1 pseudogene is annotated in these 255 nt (G+C 70.2%); it reads right to left on the bottom strand.

Annotation, left to right across the window (positions count from 1 at the left end):
• Positions 1–255 (bottom strand): annotated as a pseudogene (locus ACLBXO_RS32340) (helix-turn-helix transcriptional regulator); the annotation flags it as partial.

The following is a 255-nucleotide window of genomic DNA, read 5'->3' on the forward strand; positions in this document are numbered from 1 at the left end:
GCCGCTCGCGCACCGTCAGGTTCGGCGCCGACGCGTCGCCCGCCTCCCGGCCCGGGCGGCGCAGGTTCGCCAGCTTCTCGATCAGCCCGCGGCTGAACCACGACGTGTCGGCCATCACCGTCTCGATGGCGTCGAACAGCTCCCGCTCGGTGTGCTTGCGCTCGGTGATGTCCTGCAGGACCATCAGCACGAAGGCCGCCTCGTTGATCTCGATGCGCTCGGCCGAGACCAGGCAGTCGAGGTTGGCGCCGCTCT

Source organism: Methylobacterium sp. C33D (genome assembly GCF_053345825.1).